Source organism: Peribacillus sp. P4_D6 (assembly GCF_056401795.1).
On sequence record NZ_JBFUIQ010000001.1, the window covers coordinates 1 to 22,732 of the forward strand.

At 43.0% G+C, this 22,732-nt stretch carries 23 protein-coding genes and 3 riboswitches; of the genes, 6 read left to right on the forward strand and 17 right to left on the reverse strand.

What is annotated here, in order from left to right; translation table 11 throughout:
* Window positions 1–211, forward strand: a 211-nt coding sequence (locus tag AC1DVB_RS00005; RefSeq protein ID WP_477587702.1) for an IS3 family transposase, incomplete at its 5' end; no start/stop codon positions are given.
* A gap of 97 nt (window positions 212–308) precedes the next feature.
* Here the strand turns inward: AC1DVB_RS00005 and AC1DVB_RS00010 are convergent.
* The 11 genes from AC1DVB_RS00010 to AC1DVB_RS00060 form a co-directional block, all read right to left on the reverse strand.
* Window positions 309–1,145, reverse strand: coding sequence for a MetQ/NlpA family ABC transporter substrate-binding protein (locus AC1DVB_RS00010; RefSeq protein WP_063574748.1), 837 nt, complete (start codon window positions 1,143–1,145; stop codon window positions 309–311).
* 15 nt (window positions 1,146–1,160) lie between these two features.
* The gene (locus tag AC1DVB_RS00015) at window positions 1,161–1,829 is read right to left on the reverse strand and encodes a methionine ABC transporter permease (RefSeq protein ID WP_034310130.1); all 669 of its coding nucleotides are present in this window, start codon (window positions 1,827–1,829) and stop codon (window positions 1,161–1,163) included.
* Window positions 1,822–2,856: a methionine ABC transporter ATP-binding protein gene (locus tag AC1DVB_RS00020; protein WP_057278064.1), complete on the reverse strand. Its 1,035-nt coding sequence runs from the start codon at window positions 2,854–2,856 to the stop codon at window positions 1,822–1,824. The genes AC1DVB_RS00015 and AC1DVB_RS00020 overlap by 8 nt, the downstream gene beginning before the upstream one ends.
* Before the next feature lie 153 nt (window positions 2,857–3,009).
* A riboswitch (SAM riboswitch) is annotated at window positions 3,010–3,122 on the reverse strand.
* 117 nt (window positions 3,123–3,239) lie between these two features.
* The gene (locus tag AC1DVB_RS00025) at window positions 3,240–4,550 is read right to left on the reverse strand and encodes an O-acetylhomoserine aminocarboxypropyltransferase/cysteine synthase family protein (protein ID WP_170946934.1); all 1,311 of its coding nucleotides are present in this window, start codon (window positions 4,548–4,550) and stop codon (window positions 3,240–3,242) included.
* Between the two features lie 99 nt (window positions 4,551–4,649).
* Window positions 4,650–4,757, reverse strand: a riboswitch (SAM riboswitch).
* Window positions 4,758–4,902: 145 nt separating this feature from the next.
* Window positions 4,903–5,211, reverse strand: coding sequence for a thioredoxin family protein (locus tag AC1DVB_RS00030; RefSeq protein WP_053537408.1), 309 nt, complete (start codon window positions 5,209–5,211; stop codon window positions 4,903–4,905).
* Window positions 5,212–5,214: 3 nt separating this feature from the next.
* Entirely contained in the window at window positions 5,215–5,580 is a 366-nt protein-coding gene (locus tag AC1DVB_RS00035) for a toprim domain-containing protein (RefSeq protein WP_057278065.1), read from the reverse strand.
* Between the two features lie 95 nt (window positions 5,581–5,675).
* Complete coding sequence (gene gcvH, locus AC1DVB_RS00040; RefSeq protein ID WP_057278066.1) at window positions 5,676–6,059, reverse strand: glycine cleavage system protein GcvH; 384 nt, start codon at window positions 6,057–6,059, stop codon at window positions 5,676–5,678.
* 95 nt (window positions 6,060–6,154) lie between these two features.
* Window positions 6,155–6,511, reverse strand: coding sequence for an arsenate reductase family protein (locus tag AC1DVB_RS00045; protein ID WP_034310119.1), 357 nt, complete (start codon window positions 6,509–6,511; stop codon window positions 6,155–6,157).
* A 132-nt stretch (window positions 6,512–6,643) separates the two neighbouring features.
* A complete protein-coding gene (locus AC1DVB_RS00050) occupies window positions 6,644–8,431 on the reverse strand; it encodes an acyl-CoA dehydrogenase family protein (protein WP_057278067.1) in 1,788 nt (595 codons plus the stop codon).
* A gap of 69 nt (window positions 8,432–8,500) precedes the next feature.
* The gene (locus tag AC1DVB_RS00055) at window positions 8,501–9,679 is read right to left on the reverse strand and encodes an acetyl-CoA C-acetyltransferase (protein WP_477587707.1); all 1,179 of its coding nucleotides are present in this window, start codon (window positions 9,677–9,679) and stop codon (window positions 8,501–8,503) included.
* A gap of 71 nt (window positions 9,680–9,750) precedes the next feature.
* On the reverse strand, window positions 9,751–12,135 hold the full coding sequence (locus AC1DVB_RS00060; protein WP_477587709.1) for a 3-hydroxyacyl-CoA dehydrogenase/enoyl-CoA hydratase family protein: 2,385 nt from the start codon (window positions 12,133–12,135) through the stop codon (window positions 9,751–9,753).
* 206 nt (window positions 12,136–12,341) lie between these two features.
* Between AC1DVB_RS00060 and AC1DVB_RS00065 the strand changes: the two genes are divergently transcribed.
* Window positions 12,342–12,476 (forward strand): YuzL family protein, encoded by a 135-nt coding sequence (locus tag AC1DVB_RS00065; protein ID WP_072273724.1) that lies wholly within the window; start codon window positions 12,342–12,344, stop codon window positions 12,474–12,476.
* Between the two features lie 49 nt (window positions 12,477–12,525).
* On the opposite strand, the gene AC1DVB_RS00070 is transcribed toward AC1DVB_RS00065, so the two are convergent.
* Entirely contained in the window at window positions 12,526–13,443 is a 918-nt protein-coding gene (locus tag AC1DVB_RS00070; RefSeq protein WP_454861916.1) for a proline dehydrogenase family protein, read from the reverse strand.
* Between the two features lie 148 nt (window positions 13,444–13,591).
* Between AC1DVB_RS00070 and AC1DVB_RS00075 the strand changes: the two genes are divergently transcribed.
* Window positions 13,592–13,870 carry a hypothetical protein gene (locus tag AC1DVB_RS00075; RefSeq protein WP_477587712.1) on the forward strand — a complete coding sequence of 93 codons (279 nt, stop codon included), beginning with the start codon at window positions 13,592–13,594 and terminating at the stop codon, window positions 13,868–13,870.
* Window positions 13,871–13,883: 13 nt separating this feature from the next.
* Window positions 13,884–14,219: a spore coat protein gene (locus AC1DVB_RS00080; protein WP_057278070.1), complete on the forward strand. Its 336-nt coding sequence runs from the start codon at window positions 13,884–13,886 to the stop codon at window positions 14,217–14,219.
* A gap of 84 nt (window positions 14,220–14,303) precedes the next feature.
* On the opposite strand, the gene AC1DVB_RS00085 is transcribed toward AC1DVB_RS00080, so the two are convergent.
* From AC1DVB_RS00085 to AC1DVB_RS00105, 5 genes are all read right to left on the reverse strand, one after another.
* On the reverse strand, window positions 14,304–15,476 hold the full coding sequence (locus AC1DVB_RS00085) for an FtsW/RodA/SpoVE family cell cycle protein (protein WP_063574744.1): 1,173 nt from the start codon (window positions 15,474–15,476) through the stop codon (window positions 14,304–14,306).
* 146 nt (window positions 15,477–15,622) lie between these two features.
* A complete protein-coding gene (locus AC1DVB_RS00090; RefSeq protein ID WP_477587715.1) occupies window positions 15,623–16,504 on the reverse strand; it encodes a metal ABC transporter permease in 882 nt (293 codons plus the stop codon).
* Window positions 16,501–17,424, reverse strand: a complete 924-nt coding sequence (locus AC1DVB_RS00095) for a metal ABC transporter permease (protein ID WP_454861917.1) — start codon at window positions 17,422–17,424, stop codon at window positions 16,501–16,503. The genes AC1DVB_RS00090 and AC1DVB_RS00095 overlap by 4 nt, the downstream gene beginning before the upstream one ends.
* A gap of 10 nt (window positions 17,425–17,434) precedes the next feature.
* The gene (locus AC1DVB_RS00100; RefSeq protein WP_034310095.1) at window positions 17,435–18,190 is read right to left on the reverse strand and encodes a metal ABC transporter ATP-binding protein; all 756 of its coding nucleotides are present in this window, start codon (window positions 18,188–18,190) and stop codon (window positions 17,435–17,437) included.
* 12 nt (window positions 18,191–18,202) lie between these two features.
* A complete protein-coding gene (locus tag AC1DVB_RS00105; protein WP_477587718.1) occupies window positions 18,203–19,126 on the reverse strand; it encodes a metal ABC transporter solute-binding protein, Zn/Mn family in 924 nt (307 codons plus the stop codon).
* A 630-nt stretch (window positions 19,127–19,756) separates the two neighbouring features.
* On the opposite strand from AC1DVB_RS00105, the gene AC1DVB_RS00110 reads away from it, so the two are divergent.
* Entirely contained in the window at window positions 19,757–20,719 is a 963-nt protein-coding gene (locus tag AC1DVB_RS00110; RefSeq protein ID WP_477587720.1) for a LacI family DNA-binding transcriptional regulator, read from the forward strand.
* A gap of 256 nt (window positions 20,720–20,975) precedes the next feature.
* A riboswitch (Lysine riboswitch) is annotated at window positions 20,976–21,161 on the forward strand.
* A gap of 96 nt (window positions 21,162–21,257) precedes the next feature.
* Entirely contained in the window at window positions 21,258–22,709 is a 1,452-nt protein-coding gene (locus AC1DVB_RS00115) for an amino acid permease (RefSeq protein ID WP_230134482.1), read from the forward strand.
* The last annotated feature ends 23 nt before the right edge of the window (window positions 22,710–22,732 follow it).

Sequence of the window (22,732 nt, forward strand, 5' to 3'; positions counted from 1 at the left end):
TAGAAGAGGGAACTGTTGGGATAACGCTCCCCTAGAGTCCTTCTTTGGTCATTTCAAAGATGAAGCCTATATTAAACCTTGTAATACTATAGAAGAACTTAAAAAGGAAATAAGAAGTTATATGACGTACTATAACAATTTCAGATATCAATGGAACTTAAAGAAGATGACTCCTGTTCAATACAGAAATCACCTTCTCCAAGTGGCATAACCTTTTTTAAAAATGTCCTTTACATAGGGTACAGTTTAGACCATTCCGAAACCTTTTTAAACTGCGACCTGAATTAAATCAGGTCGCCATTCTCGAATTATTTATCCGCCGGTACAACTGCACCTTTGTATTCTTTAAGAATGAAATCTTGAATTTTTTTAGAATGCAATACTTCTACAAGCGCTTTGATTGCTTCTTTATTTTCGTCACCTTTGTTTACGGCAATGACATTCACATAAGGTGATTCGGAATCTTCAATCGCAATTGAATCTTTAAGCGGATTCAAACCGGCGTCAATTGCATAGTTGGAGTTGATCAAGACTGCATCGCCTTCGCCGCTCTCATAAATTTTAGGAAGCAGCGCCGCTTCATAATCTGCATCGAATTTAAGGTTTTTCTTATTTTCAACGATGTCTTTCGTTGTAGCCGTCGTTTTATCGATGCCTTCTTTCAAAGTGATCAGGCCATTCTTTTCCAAAAGGGATAAAGCGCGTCCATGATCAGCAACAGAGCTGCTCATAATAATTGTTGCGCCTTCCGGAAGTTTATCAATGCTTTTATATTTTTGTGAATATAGAGCAATCGGCTCGATATGGATTCCGCCAGCATTGACGAAGTCATATCCATTTTCTTTAATTTGCCCCTCTAAATATGGAATGTGTTGAAAGTAGTTAGCATCCAATTCCTTATCATTCAACGCCTTATTCGGTAAAACATAGTCCTGGAACGTTTCAATTTCCAAATCGATTCCTTTTTCTTTAAGAAGCGGTTTAGCTTCCTCAAGGATTTCTGCATGAGGAACATTGGATGCCCCTACAACTAATTTCTTCGATTCTTTTTCCGTATCGCTGCCGCTTTTATCCTTTTCACTTCCACAAGCAGCCAAAGCGATAGATAACACTAAGATTAATGCAAATCCTAAAAACTTTTTCATCCTATTCATCTCCCTTTATCTTTTGTCCAATTTAGATGTAATCACATCTCCAATAATTTGAATTATGAAGACGATAATTAGAATAACGATTGTCGCTACAAGCGTAACGTCATTTTGATTTCTTTGATAGCCGTCCAAATAAGCTAGATTACCAAGCCCGCCAGCGCCGATGACCCCGGCCATTGCGGTATATCCAACCAATGCAATCGATGTTACAGTAATCCCGGAAATAAGGGCAGGCATCGACTCTGGAAGAAGGACCTTCCAAATGATCGTGCTCGTTTTTGCCCCCATCGATTTAGCGGCTTCAATTACACCTTTATCGATTTCACGAAGGCCGATTTCAACCATCCGCGCATAAAATGGGGCAGCACCGATAATAAGTGCCGGCAGTGCAGCGTTCTCACCAATCATGGAACCGACAAGCGCTTTAGTGAAAGGAATGAGCAGCACGATCAAAATAAGAAACGGAATGGAACGGAATATATTGACGACAGCACTCATGACTCCGTTGACAGCCCGGTTTTGCCACATATTACCCTTCCCTGTCAGGAAAAGGATCAATCCTAGTATTATGCCTATAAAAAAGGTTGCCACTACAGAGACGCTTGTCATGTAAAGCGTTTCTTTCGTAGCTTCAATGATGTCTTCCCAATCAACATTCGGCAATAATTCTTCAAGCATGAGTAATCACCTCCACGCCTACCTGCTGTGCTCTAATGAATTCGATTGCGCGGAGCATTTCATCCTCTTTGCCATCTAGATGGATAAACAATGTTCCATATGAACCGCTTCTTGTTTGGGATATCTTACCTTGAACGATATTGACATCCAACTCGAAGTTACGTACAAGCTTGGTGATCAATGGGCTTTCTGCATGATCACCTACAAAGGTCAATTGAATCACTTTGCCGGCTGGATAGCGTTCGAGCAAATGGTCCATCGTTTCTTTCGTTTCTTCCGGTTCCGTTACCTGTTGCACGAAACGCTTCGTCATTTGTTCTTTAGGATTCTTGAAGACATCCAGGACAGGACCCTGTTCAACAACCTGCCCGCTTTCCATCACGGCGACGCGATGGCAGATTTTACGTATTACATGCATTTCATGCGTAATCAAGACGATCGTCAATCCCAAACGCTGATTGATGTCAACAAGCAATTCGAGTATGGAGTCGGTAGTCTGCGGATCCAATGCAGAAGTCGCTTCATCACACAGCAGCACTTTAGGGTCATTTGCCAGAGCCCTGGCTATTCCCACCCTTTGCTTTTGCCCTCCGCTTAATTGCGAAGGATAGGCCTTTTCCCTGCCTTCAAGTCCGACTAACTTGATCAATTCGTTCACACGCTTGGTGCGTTCAGGTTTAGAAATACCTGCAATTTCCAACGGGAAAGATATATTCTCCTGAACGGTCCTTGACCATAATAGATTGAAATGCTGGAAAATCATGCTGATTTCTTGACGGGCCTTACGGAGCTGAGCCCCTTTAATTTTTGAAATTTCCTTTTCAGCCACCACAACGGATCCCTCTGTCGGTGTTTCCAATCCATTGAGCATTCTGATCAAAGTACTTTTCCCCGCTCCACTGTAACCGATGATTCCGAAAATCTCGCCTTTATTTATTTCAACATTCACATTATTTACAGCCTTGATCGTCTCACTGTTTCCTTTTCCTGTTCGGAACAGCTTACTGACTTTCGTCAATGTAATCATTAACCCTCACCTCTTTTATCCAATAAAACCTATGAACTTAGTTGATTTCTCTACATTATTAGTCTGTTTCTCCTATCATGTAAAAGTTTTCCCAATTAAAATAGAAAAAACCCTTCTGCATGAGCAGAAAGGCAGGTGAAGAAACAGGCCTTCCTCTCATCTTCCAAAGTGATTAAACTTTGTGTGAATTGGCACCTTTCCAAGGAAATCTCCTTGTCGGTTGCCGGGTTTCATCGGGCACATCCCTCCACCTCTCTTGATAAGAGCTAATATATAGAATATTTGTACATCATTAAGTTCTTTAGTATGGAGAAATTTTATCATAGATAAAAAAGGAGCGCAATGTATATTATTTCTAGTACAAGAATGAACAGGAACTTTGCTTAAAGCGTTTTGGAAGTCAAGGAGACGATGTTCGTCGCCTTTTCAATTGCCTGCTCCAAATCTTCTATTAAGTCGTCTACATTTTCAATCCCAATCGATAAACGGACTTGATCGGCACTTACACCCGCTTTCGCAAGACCCGCCTCATTCAATTGTTGATGGGTCGTACTTGCTGGGTGGATGATCAAGCTCTTCGCATCCCCTACATTCGCCACATGGGACCATAATTCCACCGAATTGATAAGTTTTGCCCCAGCTTCGCGATTACCTTGAATCCCAAATGTCACGACAGATCCAGCTCCCTTTGGCAAATATTTATCCGCAAGGGCTTTATCGGGATGATCCTCATCCCCAGGATGCGAAACCCAGGTCACGGCAGGATGGTTTTTTAAATATTGGATGACAGACTTGGTGTTTGATAGATGCTCTTTCATCCTTACATGCAGCGTTTCAAGTCCAAGCGTAAACTGGAATGCACTTTGGGCACTTAGCGCAGGGCCCAAATCACGTAGTAACTGGACCCGGGCTTTCGTTATGAATGCGGCAGGGCCAACTGCCTCGGCGTATACCAGACCGTCGTAACTTGGGTCAGGCTCCGTGAAGCCAGGATAGTTCGGCGAGTTCCAATCGAATTTCCCTCCATCCACGATGACACCGCCTAGAGTCGTTCCATTTCCAAGAAGCCATTTTGTAGCGGAATGGATGACAATATCCGCTCCAAAATCAATTGGTCTGCAAAGATACGGTGTCGCGAAGGTATTATCAATGATTAAAGGTATGCCGGCTTCGTGGGCGATTTCCGCTACCGCTTCAATATCGAGCACCCTCAAACTTGGATTTCCGATCGTTTCAGCAAAAATGGCTTTAGTTCTTGGTGTAATCGCCCTTTTGAAATTTTCAGGGTCATCGGGAGAAACGAACTTCACTTTGATCCCATATTTAGGAAGAGTGTTTTCGAAAAGGTTATACGTACCGCCATATAATGTAGAGGCTGAAACAATCTCATCCCCTGCAGCAGCAATATTCAGGATTGAAAGTGAGATGGCAGCCATTCCGCTTGCCGTTGCCAATCCGCCGATACCGCCTTCCAATAAGGCCATTCTTTCCTCAAAAACGCTGACCGTGGGATTATGAAGCCGTGAATATATATAGCCATTCTCCTTTAGGCCAAATAAATTCGCTGCATGGTCGGTGTCCTTGAACAAGTATGCATTGCTTTGGTAGATAGGAACGGCACGGACACCTGTTTCATCAGCTTGCAGACCGCCATGAACACTCAATGTTTCAAAACGCAACTTTTTCTCTGACATTTAATTTCACCTTTTTCTATGGATTTAGTTGGATTTATATGAAATCTGGCTTTTTATAAACAAAAAAACCACTTCAATAAGAAGAGGTTTCAAGAACACACCTCATCTACCAGAGCCAACACTCTGCTGGAATTAGCACCGTATATAAAAATTTATACCGGTTGCCGGGCTTCGTCGGGCCAGTCCCTCCGCCACTCTTGATAAGAACTATTAAATTCTGCCATTACTTAATTCAAAATATAGCATTTTAGATTAAATCAGTCAATGAATTGTTAGAATATTCTTTGTTTATTTCCTGCTCTCATTCAAATGTCAGCAACAAAGAAAACCAACCGCGGTTCTGATTGGTTTCCTAACTGATTTCCTTAAGCAATCCGTACAAATAAGGAACGGATTGAAAGGCATATATTTTTTTGTGCAGCTGCCCTTCTTTGAAAAGCAATAAGCAAGGAACACTTTCGATTTCATATGATTCGGCAATTGCTTGGATATAGTTCATATTCATTTTGCCTGCCTTCAATTCGGGGAAAAGCTCCAAGGATATCGTCAGCATCTTGGAGGCCACCTGACAGGTTCCGCATAAAGGTGTATATAAATATAAGCAAAAGGTTTCCCCATTTTCAACAGCAAGCTTACACTCTTCTTCTTTCCATTCCTGCATCAATTAGTCGTTCACCCTTTGACTTAAAAATTTCATTTTCACATTCATATTGGCAGATAGGAGCACAGTTGCGATATGATGTTCGGGTGAGCTCTCCACTTCTTTGTACATTTTATTAATATACAGGTGGTTCGCTTCCGGCATTTCCCTTCGGAACTGCTTCCGCAGCTTTTCTCCTGATTCATCTGCGTCAAAAAGGAGATAAACATCACGGTCCATCAATTCATCCACTAATTCATCCAGCTTAGTTAATGATATGGTCCCATTCGTACATCTTATTTCCACATCTTCATTTAAAACGGAGGCAACTTTTCTTTTATCGGAACTGCCTTCTACAATGATCACTTTATCGAATTCGCCCCACTCCATGTCATCACTCCATCTCACGAATTATGTGCGCAACTCACCCACTGTACAAATGAAAAAGAGAGCAGGCCTTTTCAGTCCCCCCTCTCCTTTCTTTTTTAACCGTTGATTAAACTCTCATACTCTTCAGCGCTCATCAAGTTTTCAATATCATTGCTATTAGATGGTTCAAGCACGACCATCCATGCCTTTTCATAAGGGGACTCATTTACATATTCAGGGTTGTCACTTAAATCTTCGTTCACTTCAACAACCTTGCCACTGATAGGTGCATAAAGTTCAGAAACGGTCTTAACGGATTCAACGCTTCCAAATGGTTCGTTCGCTTTCAATTCATCGCCGATTTCCGGAAGCTCAACGAATACGATGTCCCCTAGCTCGGACTGTGCGAATGCCGTAATTCCAATGCGCACTGTTCCATCTTCCGTTTTGACCCATTCATGTTCTTTAGTGTAACGAAGTTCTTTTGGTGTTGTTGTCATAATTAACCCTCCATATGTACATCTTATTTTATCTATTCCATTATAAGGTAGATTGTTTGTTTAAGTAAGGAATTAACCAAATATTTTGTGAAATTTCAGTTCCAAACCTGTTCGAATTGCTCTTCTTTGAATCCTACCGTCACTTTGGTGCCATCCGTAACAATCGGCCTTTTCAGAAGCATTCCATCTGTGGACAATATATCAAGCATCTCTGCTTCAGAAGCTTCTTTCAGCTTATCCTTTAAGCCCAGCTCCCGATATTTTTGACCGCTAGTATTGAAAAACTTCTTCAACTCCAAATTGCTGTTTTTATATAGTTGTTCTATTTCAGTTCGCGAGGGGGGATTATCCGCTATATGGATCGCTTCATATTGCAGTTCATGATTATCCAGCCACTTCTTCGCATTACGGCATGTACCGCATTTTGGGTACCAATATAATGTTAAGCCCATCATTTCACCACCTATCAATAGAATACCCGTTTTTACCACGCAATACAACGAAATATCTCCAATGCGATTTCATCAAAGGAAAAAAAGGGAATGCCTTTACGGGCATTCCCTTTACGGATTCTGACTCATTGCTTAAAGAGCATATTTTTCCGTTTCGATTACTTTGACGGATGCTTCGCGTTTTTTCGCAATGACATTGATCGGAGTGTGTCTTGTCAGCTTACGGAGCGACGAAAGCATGATGCGAAGAGTATCGCCTGTTTCCACTGCAATTAACGTTTCCTTTGCATGCTGTTCTATTTCATTGAAAGCTTCCTGAACGAAGATTTCAGTGTAAAGCACTTTTTGTTTGTTCTTCTCAAGACCTGTAGCTGCAATTGCTTTTTCCGTACGCAATACCACGGATTCAGCTGCATAGGCAAGGGATGCGATATCAGCAATGTTGGAGAGGATTTCTTGTTCTTGATCAAGATTTTTGCCATATTTCTGTGCCGCAAGCCCAGCTGCCAGAATACCGATTTTCTTAGCGTTCCTAACAAGCATTTTTTCTTGTGCCAGTGGCTCATCGCCAGGTTCTTCCGGCATCATCATCATTAATTCCTCTTGCAGGCCCTGAGCTTTTTGAAGTAGCGGCAATTCTCCTTTAAGTGCTTTCTTCAGGAATGTTCCCGGGACAAGCAATCTATTGATTTCATTTGTACCTTCAAAGATTCGGTTAATACGGGAATCGCGATATGCTTTTTCAATTTCATACTCCTGCATGAAACCGTAACCGCCATGAAGCTGTACGCCTTCGTCCGTAACGTAATCCAATACTTCGGAAGCAAAGAATTTATTCAATGAACATTCGATGGCATACTCAGCGATTGCAGCCGCCATTGATTTCCCATCTTTCACTTGCTCATCCGTCAATTTGCTTTGTCTTTGATCATAAAGGCCAACCGTACGATATACAGAACTTTCTGCTGCATAAATTTTAGCTGCCATTGTTGCAAGTTTTTCTTTCGTCAAGTTAAAATCGGAAATTTTCGTTTTGAACTGTTGACGTTGATTCGTATAAGCAGCTGTAATCTCAAGGGCACGTTTAGATCCGCCGACAGCACCGACGCCTAATTTATAGCGGCCGATATTCAGGATATTGAAAGCGATGATATGACCTTTTCCGGCTACACCCAAAAGGTTTTCGACTGGTACATGAACATCTTCGAGGATTAAAGTACGTGTAGATGAGCTTTTGATCCCCATTTTCTTTTCTTCAGCCCCAGTTGATACGCCTTTATAATCACGCTCAACAATGAAAGCGGAGAATTGTTCGCCGTCGATTTTGGCGTATACACAGAAGACATCTGCAAAACCTGCATTTGTAATCCATTGTTTTTCACCATTTAAAATATAGTGTGTTCCTTCTGCATTCAATTTCGCTGTCGTTTTTGCTCCCAAGGCATCTGAACCTGAGCTTGGTTCCGTTAAGGCATACGCAGCAATCTTCTCACCCGTTGCTAGTAAAGGAAGGTATTTTTTCTTTTGGTCCTCATTCCCGAATAATACGATTGGCAAAGAGCCGATACCTACATGTGCACCATGCGTAATTCCGAAACCGCCTGCAAGTGCCATTTTTTCCGTAATCAATGCCGAACTGATTTTATCGAGACCCAATCCGCTGTATTCCTCAGGAACATCAGCACCAAGTAAACCGATTTCACCTGCATGCTTCAGTAATTTAACGGAACGGTCAAACTCATGGTTTTCTAAATGTTCAACCTGCGGCAGAATTTCATTCACTACGAATTCCTCGGAAGTTTTGGCAATCATTTTATGCTCATCAGAATAATCTTCCGGTGTAAACACTTGATCATACGTAATATCTTCTATTAAGAAGGCCCCGCCTTTAATGAGGTTATCTGTAGTTTGATTGGACATGTTATTTCCTCCTATGTGTTTAAGATAGTAAACCCGCCGGAAGCATGACAGCTTCCGGAAGGGGTCGGATTACGCCATTAATTCAAACACTCCGGCAGCACCCATCCCGCCGCCGATACACATTGTCACGACTCCGAACTGTTGGTTTCTGCGCTTCATTTCATGAAGCAGGCTTAATGTCAATTTCGCTCCCGAACATCCTAGCGGATGGCCTAGGGCGATGGCTCCGCCATTTACATTGACAATCTCTTCATTCAATCCGAGCTCACGAATGATTTGAATGGATTGGGAAGCAAAGGCTTCATTCAATTCAAATAAACCAATATCCGATAATTCAAGACCCGCTAGCTTCAAAGCTTTAGGTATGGCTGCAATCGGTCCGATGCCCATAATTTCAGGCGGTACTCCTGCTACAGCAAAGGAACGGAATTTACCCATCGGTTTCATCCCCAAGGAAGAAGCCTTTTCCCCGTCCATGACCATGACCGCGGCTGCACCATCACTCGTCTGTGATGAATTCCCTGCTGTTACGGATCCCGTAACGGAGAATGCAGGTCTTAATTTTTTCAGCACTTCAGCAGTCGTTCCTGGACGAACGCCCTCATCCTGTGTAAAAGTAAATGATTTTTCCTTTAACTTAAGATCTGGCCCCACTGAACGAAGGGTAACGTCAACCGGTACGATTTCATCGGAAAACTTTCCTTCTGCAATGGCCTTAGCCGCCTTCTGATGACTTCTAACAGAAAATGCATCTTGATCGTCACGGGAAATGCCGTATTTCTTGGCAACGGCTTCAGCAGTGTGACCCATCCCCATATAATATTCCGGTGCCGTTTCCGCAAGTCTCGCGTTCGGCCGTGTTACATGGCCCATCATTGGCAAAAGGCTCATGGATTCCGCTCCGCCTGCAATGACTGTATCACTTTGGCCGAGCATGATCCTTTCCGCTCCATATGAGATACTTTGCAGCCCGCTTGAACAGTAACGATTAATCGTTATGGCCGGTACTGTATAAGGCAATCCTGCCAATGCTCCAATGTTACGCGCCATGTTCAAGCCTTGTTCCGCTTCAGGCATTGCACAACCGATAATCAGGTCATCTATCGTTCCTTCATAATTCCCTGCACGCTTTAACGTTTCCTTTACGACAAGAGCCCCTAAATCATCAGGGCGTACACTAGCAAGAGAACCTTTTTTCGCTCTTCCTACCGGAGTCCTTGCTCCAGCTACTATTACCGCTTCTTTCATGAGGATCCCCCTTACTCATTTTTAAGCTATCGATCTATTGATCTCGTTTTGGCCATATCTTCATCTATTCATCAATTACGGAGTGGTTTACCTTTAACGAGCATGTGCTGCATCCTTGCCTGGGATTTCGGAGTCGAAATCAGTTTTAGGAATGCCTGTTTTTCCAGGTTCAAGATATACTGTTCATCTACTTCCGTGCCAAATGGGAGTTTCCCCCCTGCCAGGACGTATGCCAGCTCTTTGGCTATGACAAGGTCATGTTCAGATAAGAATCCTGAAAGGCGCATGGATTCCGCCCCTAATAGCAGTGCGGCATATCCAGTTTCACCTACGACAGGGATCTTTGTGCGGGCTGGAGCGGTATAGCCTTGTTCATGCATGGAAAGTACCGCCTGTTTCGCATCATATAGCTGATGATCTGCATTCACGCTTATTCCATCAGCTGAATCAAGGAAATTACTCCCTCTCGCTTCCTCGGCGGAGGTCGAAACTTTTGCCATGGCGACCGTTTCAAATACTTGGTTGGCCACTTTCTGTAAGTCGAAGTCAACGCCCTTCGGCATATTCCTCAACGTCTTCACATAAAGTTCTTTAGTCCCGCCGCCGCCTGGGATCAAGCCGACACCAGGTTCCACCAGTCCCATATACGTTTCAGTCGTTGCCTGGATGCGCGCTGCCGGAAGGGACACTTCAGCACCCCCGCCAAGTGTCATATTAAACGGGGCAACCACTACAGGAACTGCACTGTACTTAATTTTAAGCATCGCCTGTTGGAATTGGCTGATGACCATATCGAGTTCAAAAATATTGTCATCCTGCGCTTCCATCAGCATCATTGCAATATTAGCTCCGACACAGAAATTCTTTCCTTGGTTTCCGATGACCAGGCCTTTAAAATTCGTTTCCGCTTCGTCAACCGCGGCATTGATCATTTGTATGATATCCAGACCGATTGCATTATTCGGCGAAGTGAATTCAAGCAGAGCCACTCCATCGCCGATATCGATCAAGCTTGCGCCACTGTTTTTCTTGATTACGCCTTTTTGCTTCTTGATCGCTTTAAGATTGATCACTTTAGGATTCTCGACAAGCTCTTTATATTCACCATTATCATAATAGTGAACTATGCCATTTTCTTCTTTATAGAATGACGTGATGCCTTTAGCGAGCATATCCTTCACCCATTGCGGAACAGTGATGCCTTCCGCTTCCATTCGGGCTGCCGATTTTTCTACACCTATCGCATCCCAGGTTTCAAATGGGCCTGTGGACCATCCAAATCCCCATTTCATCGCTTGATCGATCGCCACGATGTCATCCGCGATATCCCCAAGCAGCTGGGCAGAATACACAAGCGCCGGATTCAGGACATTCCATAGCAATTGGCCGGCACGGTCTTCGCTATAAACAAGCGCTTTCATTTTATTATCCAAGCCCTTGGCCTGTTTAGCCATTTCGATGGAAGGCGTTTTTAATCTTTTTCGTGCAGCATATTCAAGGGTTTCGGGATTCAGTTCAAGGATTTCCTTGCCTTTTTTCAAGAAGAATCCTTGTCCTGACTTGCTTCCAAGCCACCCATTCTTAAGCATTTCATTCATGAAATCAGGTATCTTGAAAACTTCTTTTTCTTCTCCGTCCACCTGGTCATAAACGTTTCTGGCAACATGTGCAAAGGTATCCAATCCAACGACGTCAAGTGTCCGGAAAGTCGCGCTAGTTGCCCTTCCAATCAACGGACCTGTAACCGAATCGACCTCACCGACACTGTATCCGCCTTTTTGCATTTCCCGCAAAGTGACCAATAAACCATAAGTTCCAATGCGGTTTGCGATGAAGTTGGGGGTATCCTTGGCTTCGACAACACCTTTTCCAAGAACATCTTCGCCAAATCGTTTCATATATTCGAGCACTTCTGGTGAAGTTGCCTTAGTAGGGATGATTTCCAACAATTTAAGATAACGCGGCGGATTGAAGAAGTGAGTTCCCAGGAAGTGCTTTTGAAAGTCCTCCGAACGCCCTTCTGCCATCGCTTCGATTGAAATTCCGGATGTATTAGATGAAACGATGCTTCCTGGTTTACGATGCTGATCAACCTGGGCGAATACACTTTGCTTAACCTCAAGCTTCTCAACGACCACTTCGATGATCCAATCGACATCCTTTAAACGACTTATATCATCTTCCAGGTTTCCAGCCTCGATCAACGCGATGTTTCCCTTAGCCGAAAGCGGAGCTGGTTTCTGTTTTAAAAGTTTCGTAATCGCCGTTTGGCTGATGCGGTTACGCACTTGTTTATTATCTAATGTCAGTCCCATTTTCTTTTCATCCTCAGTGAGTTCACGAGGTACAATATCCAATAATAAAGTCGGAATGCCGATGTTAGCAAGGTGTGCAGCAATCCCTGATCCCATAACTCCTGACCCTAGAACAGCAGCCTTTCGTATTTGTCGAACCAAGTTTATATCCCCCTTACACAATTTATTGAATGAATGCTCATTCATTTTTAATTCAAAAAAATTTTGAATATTTTTTCTTATTACTAATATAGAATATATTTGGAAATTCCGCAATGATTAAACAGGAAAAAATATTTTTTTCTCCGCGTTCTTTCGGTTATTTCTCCTCCGTTCAGTAAAAAATAACCGGGCAGGAGGTGACTTATATAATGAAGCGTAAAGATAACCCTTCTAAAGCAGCCGTGAGCGCAGCAAGTGTTAAAGGCAATGCCGGCCCTGGCGCTGAACGTCAACATGGAATCAATAAAGTGAACAGCCAGAACAATCAGTTCAAAAGATAATCCTTCTTGATTTGAGCAGCCGTCCCTTTTCCGGGGCGGCTCTCGCTTCCTATTTCTTGAATAGGCCTTTTAAAACGAAAGCAATATTGGCCGGCCTCTCCGCAAGGCGGCGCATGAAATATCCATACCAATCCGTACCATAAGGAACATACACCCTTACCTTATATCCTTCTTTAGCAAGTTCAAGCTGCTTTTCAGTGCGGATGCCATATAACATTTGAAATTCAAATGAATCCCGGGATATTCCCTGATCTTTGACTAGGTCCCTCGTATAATCAATGATACTATCATCATGTGTGGCAACGGCTGTGTAATTTCCATTTTGCATATGCTTCTTGATGATTTTCTTGAAATTCTCATCCACATCTTTTTTTTCAGGAAAAGCCACGTCCCTTGGCTCTTTATAAGCCCCTTTAACAAGCCTTAAATTCGGATGGTATTCATCCAGCTCTTCAATATCCCTCTCAGTACGATACAGATAAGCTTGAATGACAGTCCCCAATTCATTATATTCAGACTTAAGGGTTTTGAATACATCCAAAGTCGGCTGACAGCGCGGAAAATCTTCCATATCAAGCGTCACGAAAACTCGATGGGCTTTAGCTTCATCCAAGATTCTCCGCATGTTATTCATTACGACTTGTTCGGACACATCCAAGCCCATCGAGGTCAGCTTCAGGGATAACTGTGAGTCCAGTTCATTTGTGCCAATCATCCGGATGGCTTCGATGCACTCTTCTGCCATCTTCCCTGCTTCTTGTTCATCTTCAATGAATTCACCCAAATAATCAATGGTGACAGCAAGCCCCTTCCGGTTAAGTTCACCAATCACATCACATGCCATATCCAAGGATTCTCCTGCCACGAAGCGAGATGCACCAAACCGCAGCCCGTATTTTTTCGCTGCCTGTGTCATAGCTTTATTCTTTGATAAAAAAAGGAATAGATTTTTCAAAATCCTTTCCATCTGCATTCCCCTCCAAATCATTTTGGAAAATAGATGCACAAGATTATTTTACCATTTAATTCATTTTTCAGATATTTAGAATCAAGAATAAAAAATTTCATGAAGGGAAAATTAAGCCCGATTAAAGAACACATGAGGAGGTAGAATGATGGAACAGCAAAATTCGTTTAATAGCCAACAGCAGTCGACCGGCTTTATGAAACAGCCGCCGGAGATGGTTTCGGTGAAAGATAGCTTATACTTAACCGATATGCTTGCATGGAATCTGAATGCGGTTAAAAAAGCACATTTTTTTGCCACACAATGTAAGGACCCGCAAATCATTGATGCGTTAAATCGGTGCGGATTCATGCATCAACGCCATTACGATACCATTTTGAAACATTTGAACCCTGACCAAAATCAGAGTCAACAACAATATCAATAAAGGAGGGTTCTTGATGCCCAATGAAAACAAAGTCCAAAACCCTGAATCTCCCGTGGCAAAAACACCGCAAATGAATGACAGGGATTTTATAAATGATATGCTCACAACTGAAAAGTACTTTTGTAACTCCCTTTCCGTTGCCCTGCATGAAATGAGCAATCAAGCATTATTCCAAGACATTTTCTCCATTTCCAAAGAAAATCAGGAGATGCAGCGTGAACTCTATAACCTTATGTTCGAAAAAGGCTGGTATAGTTTAGAAAAGGCGCAAGCTTCCAGCTTAAGCCAATCGCATCAACAATTTTCCGGTTATAAAAATCAATTTCCATTTGGAACGAACATTCAATAAACAAAAATTCAGGGGGGGGTGGATACTGCTCCTTTTGTTTTTTTGCTACAAATAAAGCCGGCCCATCGGGGGCCGGCTTTATTATTAGATATCCGTAGAAAACATATACTTCTTATAGTGATACCGAATGCTGAATATTAAGCCCATCGCCATCATGTTCCCCATGAGCGAGCTACCTCCATAACTGACAAATGGAAGCGGAATCCCGGTAATCGGCAAAAGGCCTACAGTCATGCCGATATTTTGAAAAACGTGGAACGTCAACATGCTTATAACGCCAACACAGATATATGTATAGAAGTTATTTTTCGTGTCCATTCCCGTTTTTGTTATGTGGTAAATCAATAGGAAAAACAAGGAAATGATGATGCTTGATCCGATGAACCCGAATTCTTCACCGATGATGCTAAAAATGAAATCCGAATGACTCTCAGGCAAATACACTTCCCTCGAACCGATTCCCTTGCCCGTTGTCTGACCGGAGCCAATGGCCAGTAAGGATCTTGTTAGGTGATACCCTTCGGAGCTGGCATAATTATATGGATCCAGCCAAGAATAGATACGTCCGAATTGATAGGTTTTTACCCCTAAGTATTTTACCAGGATCTCCGGCTTCCAAATAACAAAGTAAAGGACCGTTGAAGCGACGACAATTCCTCCCGAAACGATTGGCAGCAGGATCTTCCATGATATCCCTGATATGAAAATCATTCCGAGCATGATTGACATGATGACAAGCGAGGTGCCCAAATCCGGCTGTTGCATGATTAACATTAAGGGCGCACCGGTCACAAGACCGATTTTAATAAGCAGCCAAATATCCGTTTGAATCGTTTTCAGCGTGTTTTTTAGATGATGGTTCGATATGACATTGGCTAGAGCCAAAATCAGGAAAACCTTCATGAACTCCGATGGCTGAATCGAACCGATTCCCGGAATGATGAACCAACTTTTCGCACCATTCCGGACAGGAACGATGCTTTCCGGCATAATGATCAGCAAAAATAGCAAAAACAATCCGAATCCATAGGCGTACCAAGAGATTTTTTTCAGTTGGTCCGAATCCAGTGTAATGAACCCTAATACGATTCCAATCCCCACTATATACCAAAAAATTTGTTTAATTAAGAAGTTTTCAGCGTACTGTCCAGTCGTTTGGGCACTATAGATTGCCAGGCAGCTTCCAACGCATAATAACAGCAATATTGTGACCAAAGAAAAATCTATTCGAGATGAAAATTTATTTTGTTCTTCCATACTTAACTCTCCCTTAAAAAGGCTCCTGCGATACATCTATAAATACACTTATTCATTATACTTTAAACAAATAAAATCACAACTATATAGAAGAATAGTTTACAGGCTTCATGGAGTTATTTCCATGAAGCCTGCAGGCATGGGAGCTATGCGTGTGATCCCTTTGATTTTCTCCGTTTCAGCAATAGGCTGACCAATCCATTGCCTGGGGAGAAGAGAAAGGCCAATCCGAATAATATGGCGGCCGACCCCACCATGCAACCTGATATCGAGGCATCCAAAATGGTGGCTGTATAGTAGCCGATGACGGAACTTAGCACCCCGACCCCGATACTGACCAATATCATGCGGCTTAAACGGTCTGACAGCAGATAGGCCGTTGCCGCAGGTATGATGAGCATTCCAACTACTAAAATGGAACCTACACTATCAAAAGAAGCAACAGTTGTCAGTGAAATGAGGCTCATCAATAAGTAATGAAAGAACAGTACAGGAATTCCCATCGCGGCAGCAAGTGCTGGATCAAATGAAACGAGTTTAAACTGTTTGAAGAAAAGGAAAATCAGTATGAGGTTCAGGATAAAACAACTGCCGACTATCCAAACAGCTTTTGGTCCAGCCTCGATTCCCCCGATTGTCATCGTGTTCCACGGAGTATAGGCTATTTCCCCATAAAGGACATGTTCCAGGTCAAAATCTATTTGTTGCGTGTACAAGCTCACAAGTACGATCCCCGTTGCAAAAAGGGAAGTGAATACAATCCCGATAGCAGCGTCGGATTGAACGCCCGACGATTGGAAAAGCTGGATCAAGAACACGGTAAGCAAGCCGAGCGCAGCAGCCCCGATCAGCATTGGAACCGAATCACGGGTTCCGGTTATTAAAAATGCCAATACGATTCCCGGCAAAACGGAATGACTGATGGCATCCCCAATCAACGTCATTTTCCTGACTATCAAAAAACACCCTAATACACTGCAAGAACCCGCCACTAATGCTCCGACTAAGATAATCCAAAAATCATTCATGATGAGTGGCTCCCTTTCCTTCTATCCTGTTCGAGAGAATATTTCTTTTTTGTCGAAACCCTTCTCCATATAGATGAAAGCACTCCGCGTTTAGGTGCAAAAAGCATGGAAAAGAAAAACCATACCGTCGCGGATAAGACAATTAACGGTCCTGTCGGCAAATCATTGACAGCTGTACTGATCAACGTTCCAGACACACCGCTCAACATTCCGAATATACCAGACAGGATGACCATGATATGCAGGCGCTCCGTCCAATATCTTGCGGATACCGCAGGTGTTATCAGTAAAGATGCCATCAATACGACGCCTACAGCCTGGATACCGATCACTACAGCCGCCACGATCAGCATCATGATGAAATAATCCAGAAAAACCACCGGCAATCCCAGCCCCTTAGCAAACCCGGAATCAAAGGACAGTAATTTGAATTCTTTAAAAAATACGGTACAAGTGAAAATGAGAATGAAGGAAACCGTCATCATCATATATACATCGGACATGACCATTGACGCCGTCTGTCCGAATAAAAAGGTGTCCAATCCACTCTGGTTTCCATACTCGCTCTGCTGGATTTGCGTAAGCATCACAATTCCGAAACCAAAGAAAGAAGATAAGACGATTCCCAAGGCCGCATCCTGCTTGATCTTACTGTATCTCGTAAGCACACTGATCAAGAAGACAGCGACTAAGCCAGCCAGGGCGGCACCTATCAAAAAGTAAGAAGTGGATTTCACTCCAGTTAACATGAAGGCGACACAGATACCGGGTAATGCTGCATGTGCGAGCGTGTCACCAAGCAAAGACTGCTTTCTGAGGTAGGCAAAGCTGCCGATGACCCCGCTGCTTAATCCGAGGAGCATCGTGCCAAGCAATATCCACCTTGTATTTGGATCATTGATAATGTCCATTATATTCATCGTGTACACCTCATTTTAATAAAAGGCCGGACTTTGTGTCTGATAGTATCGCTAGGCGGCCTCCATATGTTGCCTGTAGGTATTCGGGAATGAACACTTCTTCTGTCGGACCTATTTTCATCACCTTCTTATTCAATAACATCGTCCAGTCGAAATATTCCTTCACGGTGGATAGGTCATGGTGCACAACCAGAACGGTTTTGCCTTTTTCCTTCAATTCCATCAGCAATTGTATGATCGCTTTCTCTGTTGCGGCATCCACCCCTACGAACGGTTCATCCATAAAATAAATATCCGCTTCCTGTGCCAGTGCCCGGGCCAGGAATATCCGTTGCTGCTGTCCGCCTGATAGCTGGCTGATCTGGCGGTTTGCGTATTCTGCCATCCCCACCTTCTCCAGGCACTCCATCCCCTTCTGCCTTTCGGACTTCCCTGGTCGCCTCAGCCATCCGAGATGACCATATCTGCCCATCATCACGACATCAAGTGCGTTGGTCGGAAAATCCCAATCCACTGACTCCCGCTGTGGTACATAGCCGATGCTCTTCCTCATCGATTTGTAAGTAGAGCCCTTGATCGTGATGTGCCCCGATATTTTCGGGATCAATTCGAGTATCCCCTTTATCAAAGTGGACTTCCCTGCTCCATTGGGGCCTATGATTCCGATTAAATTCCCCTCCGGCACCTCAAATGAGACATCTTCGACAACCGGCTTCTTATGATAAGCAATCGTTAAATTCTCGACCTTCAAAGCTGCTTGATTCATAGTTTCTCCCCCCTATTTCAAAGCACGGACGATGGTGTCCGTGTTATGACGGACCATTCCGATATACGTTCCTTCTTCCGTCCCTCTTTCACCCATGGCATCCGAGAACAATTCACCGCCGATTTCCACTTTGTGGCCCTGCTTACCTGCTCCTTGAATGACAGCCTCGATAGCCTTCCTCGGTACGCTTGACTCTATGAAAATCGCTTTTATTTTGTTCTCCACAAGATAGTTCCGCATATCCGTCACATCTTTCGATCCATATTCCGATAATGTATTGATCCCTTGGAGCCCTCTTACGTCCAGGCCATATGACTGCCCGTAGTACCCAAAAGCATCATGTGCCGTAACGAGCACCCGTTGGTCTTCTGGCACTTTATTGATTTCCTCATGGACATATTTATCAAGTTCCTCCAATTGCAGAACGTACTCCTCATAATTTTCACGATACTCCGCTTCATGGTCCGGGTCCTTGGCAATCAATTCTTTCTTAACTGCCTCCGCAGCAACGATCCAAAGCTTTACATCAAACCATACATGGGGATCATGCTCCTTTGCACCCACTTTGCGAAGTTGGTTCTCCTTGAAGTCTTCCGTTACGGCAATCGTCGGTTTATCCTTGCTCATCATTTCAAATATATCCGTCATTTTCCCTTCAAGATGCAATCCGTTATAAAAAATCATATCAGCCGAATCCAATGTCTTCACATCACCCTGCGTCGCTTTATATAGATGGGGGTCGACTCCCGGTCCCATTAAACTTGTGACCTCGACATGTTTACCGCCGATACTCTCAACCAAATCCCCAATCATTCCCGTTGTTGTAACGACATCCAGCTTGCCATTGCCATTATCGCTTTCGGCCGTATCATTCCCGCACCCCGTTAAAACCAGCAATGCAGCAATCACGCCTCCAATAGATTTAAGAAAACCCATCCATATTCCCTCCCTTTTTCATCTTTCCAAAATAGTTTGCCGTGCGCAAAATTAAGTGTAAATTTTTTTCATTGTCGCAAACGCTAAAAAGTTTCCTCTACACAACTTATTTTATACTATACACAAATATACAAAAAAAGTGCAACTATTTTTAAACATTTCAAAAAGGCGAATGACTTTTACACACAGCAAAAACTGTCAGGAGGCCCCACTAGGCAGCTTCCTGACAGTCAGTCATTCCGAATGATGAAATTATATTTATATTGTGGAGTTTTACTGGTGAACATAACTAGGGGGAGCTATTTCTGAACGACGTGAAATTTACGAATAAACGCGGTTTCCACGCGTAAAACCGCGAACTTCTTGACGGGCATTGCCACTCATTTCTCCTGTTTCAAGGAAATGGCCAAGTACGCAAATCCCAATTCGATTCCGCAAAGCAAAAACAGGGTGATTAAAGTTTGAAACATCATGTTTTCCTCCTCCTCTAAGACTTAGACCAATCTTAAAGGATGAAACCAATACCATAACAAGACCCTATTTGCAGAAATCAACAGCAGTCCCCACTGTTCCCTTGCCCTGAAATGGGTTTCATACTGTACAATATAAAAAAAGAAAAACGGTGATACCATGACAAATATTAAAGAAATAGCTCAATGTGCTGGTGTATCTGTCTCAACAGTGTCTCGTGTATTGAATGATCATCCATATGTAAGCCCCGATAAAAGAAAGAGCGTCCTAGAAGCGATCAATCGTTTGAATTATACGAGAAACATCAACGCCATCCATCTTTCAAAAGGGAAAACCAATCTTATCGGCGTCATCATCCCCTTCAACAATCACCCATATTACGGGGCAATCGTTAACGGAATCATAAAACAGGCAAATGCAATTGGCTGTCATATCGTCATCTTTCAAACAAATTATGACAGGGAGAAAGAGATCCAGGCTTTTAATATGCTGCAAATGAAGCAGCTCGATGGCATTATCGTTTGTTCAAGGATTTCGGAAATGAAAATCCTCTTGGATTATCAAAAATACGGACCGATTATTTTATGTGAAGATACCGCCCAGGCTGAATTCTCATCCATCAGCATTGATCATTATGCAGCTTTCTCCTGTGCCCTTGAGTACGTGATTGCTAAAGGATATAAGAAAATCGGATACAGCCTCGGCCGTAAAAAGAGCAGAAACAGTTCCCATCGTACAAAGGCCTTTAACGATATCATGAGTAAACATCAACTGATAAACAATAAAGAATGGCTGTTTGAAGGCAGTTATCACATTAAGGACGGTGAACAATTGTTTCAGGAATGGAATTCGATGATGGATAAACCTGAAGCCATCATCATCACGAATGATGACACGGCGGCGGGCTTCATTCTTACCGCTAAGAAATTGGGTATAAGGGTACCGGAAGATGTGGCCATTCTCGGCTTCAATAATGATAGCCTTGGCGAAATGCTCGACATCACGACCATTTCCTTACCGCTGGAATGGATCGGGAAAATGGCAGTGGATCTCTTTGAGAATCCTGAAGAGGTCAAACATGTAAAACTGGACTATGCCCTAATAAAAAGGAAAACCGTTTAGTTATCAGGATGTGCTATATTTTAGTGCATCGTCACTTGATTCTTCTTACTGCCATCATTCATTAACTAGGAAAAAATAACCACATGAAATAATCATTGCGATATCCCAGAAGTTATTTTATAATTTTGATATAGTAAAGTTTACTCAATTACTAGCAATCTATTAGCGATTGCATGAATTTCATGAGTAAAATCGTCAGACGTCACCTACAAACTGACGCCAACGATTTTAGAAAATTGAATACTTCCTCATTTACCGATGAGTTAGAGGCTGCAGCTTATAAAAGTAAAACGGACGAGATTCTGGAAAATTAAAGACTCCGTTTGAAAGGATAAGTTGCCGAAGTTAGGGTATATTCCATGTATATTCTTGCTGGCGGTGTTACCGAATAGGAACACCACTGTCACGTTTTTTCAAAAAAGCGTGGGGAGCTATCTTCGGAAGGATAAACGGGTTTATTATAAACAGCCGTCGATCTTTTTCGACTGCTGTTTTTTTATTTTTCGTTCCCTTCCAATAAAAAGGAGTGTAACATCAATTGTCAAATTCACAATCACCTTCAAGCCCTACTGAATTGAAAAGGAGCCTGAAAGCGCGTCATTTAATGATGATTTCATTAGGTGGAACAATTGGAACAGGTTTATTTTTAGCAAGTGGCGGTGCCATTCATTCAGCCGGTCCCGGCGGTGCCTTGGTGGCATACGCGGTCATCGGCATCATGGTTTATTACTTAATGACAAGTCTTGCAGAAATGGCGGCGTTCATGCCAGTGGCCGGTTCGTTCCGTGTCTATGCATCCAAATTCGTCGATCCGTCCTTCGGTTTTGCGATTGGTTGGAACTACTGGTATAACTGGGCAATCACCATTGCCGCTGAATTGGCAGCCGTTGTCTTAATTATGAAGTTCTGGTTCCCGGATAGCCCTTCAATCATCTGGAGTGCCATTGCGTTAATCATTATGTTTCTTATCAATTACATGTCCGTTAAAGGTTTCGGTGAAACAGAATTCTGGTTTGCCATGATCAAGGTCGTGACAGTCGTCATTTTCTTGATTACGGGTGTTCTGATCATTCTTGGAATCATGGGTGGGAAAGACCCAATTGGTTTTTCCAATTTCACAATGGGCGAAGGTCCCTTTAACGGAGGGTTCTTCACGATTCTAGGTGTATTCATGGCTGCCGGCTTTTCATTCCAAGGTACGGAATTGCTTGGAGTGACTGCTGGTGAAAGTGAGGATCCAGAAAAAAATATCCCAAAAGCGATCAGATCCGTTTTCTGGCGTATCATCTTATTCTATATCTTAGCCATTTTTGTAATTGGCATGATCATCCCGTTCACCGATTCACGTTTACTGAGTGAAGATGTTGCCGTAAGTCCATTCACGCTTGTATTTGAACGGGCCGGCCTTGCATTTGCTGCATCCATCATGAACGCGATCATTTTATCATCCGTACTCTCTGCCGGTAACTCTGGCATGTATGCTTCAACCCGTATGTTATGGGACTTGGCACGTGATGGGAAAGCACCGAAATTCCTAGGCAAGTTAGATAAAAGAGGAGTGCCCGTGAATGCACTTATCGTGACTTCCTTAGTTGGCTGCGTTGCATTCTTAGCTTCATTTTTCGGGGATGGCGTCGTTTATATCTGGTTATTGAACGCTTCAGGCATGGCAGGATTCGTCACTTGGGTAGGGATTGCGATTGCCCATTATCGGTTCCGCAAAGCTTACGCAGCTCAAGGACTTGATATGAATGCCTTACCATTCCGGGCAAAAGGCTTCCCATTCGGGCCTATATTCGCGCTTGTCCTTTGTATTATCATTATCATCGGACAAGGCTATCAGGCTTTCAGCAGCGATGGGATCGACTGGAATTCAATGTTCGTTTCCTACATTGGCTTGATTCTATTTTTCGTCCTATGGTTCGGCTATAAAATTAAGCATAAAACGAAAATCATTCCGCTAGAGGAATGTGACCTTAAATCAAAATAATACGCAAAGGACCTGTTCTTCCC

What these genes read in the sequence shown, in the direction of transcription:
- AC1DVB_RS00090 (WP_477587715.1), bottom strand. Translation starts at nt 16,504, where the DNA reads ATGAATGATTTTTGGATTATCTTAGTCGGAGCATTAGTGGCGGGTTCT.
- AC1DVB_RS00070 (WP_454861916.1), bottom strand. Translation starts at nt 13,443, where the DNA reads ATGGAAAGGATTTTGAAAAATCTATTCCTTTTTTTATCAAAGAATAAA.
- AC1DVB_RS00025 (WP_170946934.1), bottom strand. Translation starts at nt 4,550, where the DNA reads ATGTCAGAGAAAAAGTTGCGTTTTGAAACATTGAGTGTTCATGGCGGT.
- AC1DVB_RS00080 (WP_057278070.1), top strand. Translation starts at nt 13,884, where the DNA reads ATGCCCAATGAAAACAAAGTCCAAAACCCTGAATCTCCCGTGGCAAAA.
- AC1DVB_RS00050 (WP_057278067.1), bottom strand. Translation starts at nt 8,431, where the DNA reads ATGTCCAATCAAACTACAGATAACCTCATTAAAGGCGGGGCCTTCTTA.
- AC1DVB_RS00030 (WP_053537408.1), bottom strand. Translation starts at nt 5,211, where the DNA reads ATGCAGGAATGGAAAGAAGAAGAGTGTAAGCTTGCTGTTGAAAATGGG.
- AC1DVB_RS00095 (WP_454861917.1), bottom strand. Translation starts at nt 17,424, where the DNA reads ATGAATATAATGGACATTATCAATGATCCAAATACAAGGTGGATATTG.
- AC1DVB_RS00085 (WP_063574744.1), bottom strand. Translation starts at nt 15,476, where the DNA reads ATGGAAGAACAAAATAAATTTTCATCTCGAATAGATTTTTCTTTGGTC.
- AC1DVB_RS00010 (WP_063574748.1), bottom strand. Translation starts at nt 1,145, where the DNA reads ATGAAAAAGTTTTTAGGATTTGCATTAATCTTAGTGTTATCTATCGCT.
- AC1DVB_RS00105 (WP_477587718.1), bottom strand. Translation starts at nt 19,126, where the DNA reads ATGGGTTTTCTTAAATCTATTGGAGGCGTGATTGCTGCATTGCTGGTT.
- AC1DVB_RS00110 (WP_477587720.1), top strand. Translation starts at nt 19,757, where the DNA reads ATGACAAATATTAAAGAAATAGCTCAATGTGCTGGTGTATCTGTCTCA.
- AC1DVB_RS00075 (WP_477587712.1), top strand. Translation starts at nt 13,592, where the DNA reads ATGGAACAGCAAAATTCGTTTAATAGCCAACAGCAGTCGACCGGCTTT.
- AC1DVB_RS00045 (WP_034310119.1), bottom strand. Translation starts at nt 6,511, where the DNA reads ATGGGCTTAACATTATATTGGTACCCAAAATGCGGTACATGCCGTAAT.
- AC1DVB_RS00100 (WP_034310095.1), bottom strand. Translation starts at nt 18,190, where the DNA reads ATGAATCAAGCAGCTTTGAAGGTCGAGAATTTAACGATTGCTTATCAT.
- AC1DVB_RS00015 (WP_034310130.1), bottom strand. Translation starts at nt 1,829, where the DNA reads ATGCTTGAAGAATTATTGCCGAATGTTGATTGGGAAGACATCATTGAA.
- AC1DVB_RS00020 (WP_057278064.1), bottom strand. Translation starts at nt 2,856, where the DNA reads ATGATTACATTGACGAAAGTCAGTAAGCTGTTCCGAACAGGAAAAGGA.
- AC1DVB_RS00035 (WP_057278065.1), bottom strand. Translation starts at nt 5,580, where the DNA reads ATGGAGTGGGGCGAATTCGATAAAGTGATCATTGTAGAAGGCAGTTCC.
- AC1DVB_RS00055 (WP_477587707.1), bottom strand. Translation starts at nt 9,679, where the DNA reads ATGAAAGAAGCGGTAATAGTAGCTGGAGCAAGGACTCCGGTAGGAAGA.
- gcvH (WP_057278066.1), bottom strand. Translation starts at nt 6,059, where the DNA reads ATGACAACAACACCAAAAGAACTTCGTTACACTAAAGAACATGAATGG.